The sequence below is a fragment of the Bradyrhizobium sp. Ken51 genome (assembly GCF_055807435.1).
This window is the reverse complement of sequence record NZ_JBVVPB010000094.1, coordinates 1-3,030: the sequence shown is the minus strand read 5'-3', so window position 1 is coordinate 3,030 and position 3,030 is coordinate 1. Positions and strand designations below refer to the sequence as shown.

Sequence of the window (3,030 nt, the reverse complement as noted above, 5' to 3'; positions counted from 1 at the left end):
CTCATGCTCGCGCAGCACGCCTATAATCTGCTCTTCCGTAAACCTGGCTCGCTTCATTTGTCCGTCCTTCAGAAGGCTGGACTCTAACTTCAACTGGAGGAAATCGGCAGGGGCAGGTCAGGAGATCTACTACACTGTCTGATCTATCAATGCAGTCCTGAGGTGCTCAGCGGTATTCACGGTTGGCCCTACCTAGCCATAGGATGGCATGAAAGTCACGCCGCATAGAGCAGCGCCTGTGGCTTTGCGATAGAAGCGGTTGCCGGTTGCTGCAGCGGCTCCTAAACTCAGCCGCGTGTTTGCAGGATAGTTGAGTCGAAGGTCTCCATAAATTTGATCTTCGCCGGTGTCGCCATATCGAGTGCATGGACGACGGCATCCGATCCGAGATAGTCAGTGATAGCGGCTCTTATAGGATGATTGTTGTGACCATAGCTCAGCGCCCCGCGCCAGAGAAGAAGTCAATGATTCTTCGCCCGTCATTCCTCAAAATGATCGATCCGCGGGCTTTGCTGAAGATTGCGGGAAACGCGCGAGAGTATGATCGAACGTTGGATTCTAGAGCTTCCAGGTGTTGAAAGGTCCTCGCGGCGGTGTTCATGATGGCTTTCTAGCGAGTGAGTGCATGGCTACGGCTCAAAGGAGGCGCGGCATTTCTGCGGAGGAATAGTGGGCCTCATTTAGCTGAGAGCCTGCATTCACGAACCTACCAACGCTGGCAGCCTCGAGCCCACGTTTCGGTACACTGGCGTGGTGATCTGTCGCCGGCCATTGCACTTTCGGCGCGCCATAGTATAGCTGTCTGCACGTTCCGCTTTGACTATCGGACCAACCTGGAGCGAGGTAAGCAGCCGGCGTAGGCCGTTGGCATCGAATTTTTCGCTCGTTCTTTTGATGATTTCGGCGCGTCTGAAGCGCAAATTGTGACAAGCTATGACCAGCTCAGGTGTTACAAATGGAAGAGCAGTTCGCTGTTCCCCGACTCCCTCAGAGTCACTAAAGCGACGTTTTTAGCACGTCCACTAACACAGCGTGCGGCTCCGTGTGGTTTATGACAAGGGCGCATGACGTGTCAGGTTCAAGCCAGCGGTGTTCTTCAGAAGACCTCTTCAGGCAAGGAATGGCAGTTCAGACAAACAAAAACAACGCTGGCACGAGGATTGCTCTTCGGAGAGGCGATGGGGAAAGCCCAATGCCCCGGCGGCAAGATCGTCGCGTTAGTATTGATTGGTATTTTGGGGTGATGTTTGCCTACTCTAAAGCGATGGCAATGGTCGCCTCAAATACCTTCGACGCTCCGATTGTGCCGCTATGTCAACTTCTGTTGCTAGTCGAGCTAGGAGAATTGCGATGAGACTGCTCATACTCACAGGCCGTCCGGATTGCTTAGGTGAAAATGATGTCCCCATTGGTAACGCGTTCCGTCGTTTCGGCTGGGAAGTGATTTTCGGCGAGATCACGGCTATCGGGTCAGAAGACTATCGTTATTTTACACGCGGAGTCTTGGTGCCGCCAAGCGGAGAGCCACACCAGCTTGGCTCCGCAGCGCAGGGGACGAGGGGCGTATATTTCATCGACGAATGCCAGCTCGTCTTGCTCAACGGCGGGGCGCCGTCTAGCATCTCGCGTGATGTATGGCAAATGCTGTGGCTAGCCTCGCAACATACCCCGTTCGTTAACAGCATTGAGGGTACGTTATTTCTAGAAACAAAGCATGCATTGGGTCTCGTCGTGCCGAAAGAGCATAGAGCATTTGCATATGCATCGAATGAGTTCTCTCTACTTTGGGAACGCTATCGGCAGAGCCCCGATCTCTGTTGGGTCGCGAAGCCGCCGAACGCCTATTGCGGACAAAACGTCTTCTTGCTGGCTCCGAACGGACCGAATGTTCGAGCAATCCTACAATGCCTCACCGGAAATGCTGACGCGCAGAGCAAATTCGGTGGTCTCAGCGAACGCGAATCTCTTGTGAAGCGGCACCAGTTCCAGTACGGCCTGGATGGTTTTAAAGCTCAATACGCTCTTCTTGAGCACTTCATCTCCGAAGTGGGGCAGGGCGAAAAGCGAGTCATCGTTGCCTGCGGGCGGGCAGTTGCCTGGCACGGCCGGAAAGCGTCGCTGGATGATCACAGATCTAATATCGCGCAAGGAGGAAAGGCAATTCCAGTCGAGTTGCATTCCACCGAGGTTGAACTCGCTGAGTTGATCGGTCGGAAGTTGATGGACTATGGCGTCAATTTCGTCGGGCTTGATATGGCTTACCCTTACATAATAGACCTTAATCTTACGAGTCCGGGAGGGTTATACGATGCGAAACTGGCCTCGGGGGTAGATCAATCGGATCAGGTAGCAAAGCTCATGATGTCCCACTTTCAGAAGCCGTAGGAGCTGCGGCCCCCAGCCCGCCCTGCATCAGTCGGGCTGGGGCGCCGCCTGCCCCACGCGATCCTCTCAAGTGCGACAGGCGTGCGTAGTGGGGAGGCCGGGTGACGAAAGCTCGGCACTGTACCGAAGCTATTTTCAGCCGCTCGCTGCGATCTTCGCGGATCTGGTGCCCCAACTATCTTGAGCTTCTCATCTTCGGACCAGCGCCGCCGGCAGGCGGTGTCCACCACCACAAGCCGTCGACTTGGGGACTGCGCCTATCAACATCCATAACGACAGTTCTCAACAACACGCCTCTTTCGGCGAGCCGGCCTCGACCGGCTTTCAATTACCGATAACTTTTGACCACTCGGTCTGATCCGCTGATCGGCGAACTCTTGAGACGAAAGAATCATTTGTGATGCCTTGCTGAGCACCTAATTCGCGAGGGAGTGCTCTATGGGACTGACATTAAAGGTCGATCGGCACAAGGCTGCGTGCCATCCTTGGAAGGTGAATGTGGATTGATCGAGAGATTGATGAGTGCGAGTTTAGGGACGCGCGGCTCGGCGAGAGATTCCGCAAACTACTCACGCACAAGCGCCATGGGACAAAGCAATCCGCTCGTCTGCCAGGATTGGGCGAATACCAAGGCAGCCTACCGCT

General features: G+C 54.7%; 3 protein-coding genes. All 3 read left to right on the top strand.

The window, feature by feature from the left end; genetic code table 11:
• Positions 1 to 1,064 precede the first annotated feature (1,064 nt).
• Complete coding sequence (locus tag AC0L27_RS40865) at positions 1,065 to 1,244, top strand: hypothetical protein (protein WP_473323719.1); 180 nt, start codon at positions 1,065 to 1,067, stop codon at positions 1,242 to 1,244.
• A 106-nt stretch (positions 1,245 to 1,350) separates the two neighbouring features.
• Positions 1,351 to 2,385: an ATP-grasp domain-containing protein gene (locus AC0L27_RS40860; protein WP_473323717.1), complete on the top strand. Its 1,035-nt coding sequence runs from the start codon at positions 1,351 to 1,353 to the stop codon at positions 2,383 to 2,385.
• A gap of 496 nt (positions 2,386 to 2,881) precedes the next feature.
• On the top strand, positions 2,882 to 3,030 hold a 149-nt coding region (locus AC0L27_RS40855), incomplete at its 3' end, for a transposase DNA-binding-containing protein (RefSeq protein WP_473323722.1).

Bases quoted from the DNA above. Each gene is read 5' to 3' on its own strand.
- AC0L27_RS40865 (WP_473323719.1), top strand. From the start codon at position 1,065: ATGACGTGTCAGGTTCAAGCCAGCGGTGTTCTTCAGAAGACCTCTTCA.
- AC0L27_RS40860 (WP_473323717.1), top strand. From the start codon at position 1,351: ATGAGACTGCTCATACTCACAGGCCGTCCGGATTGCTTAGGTGAAAAT.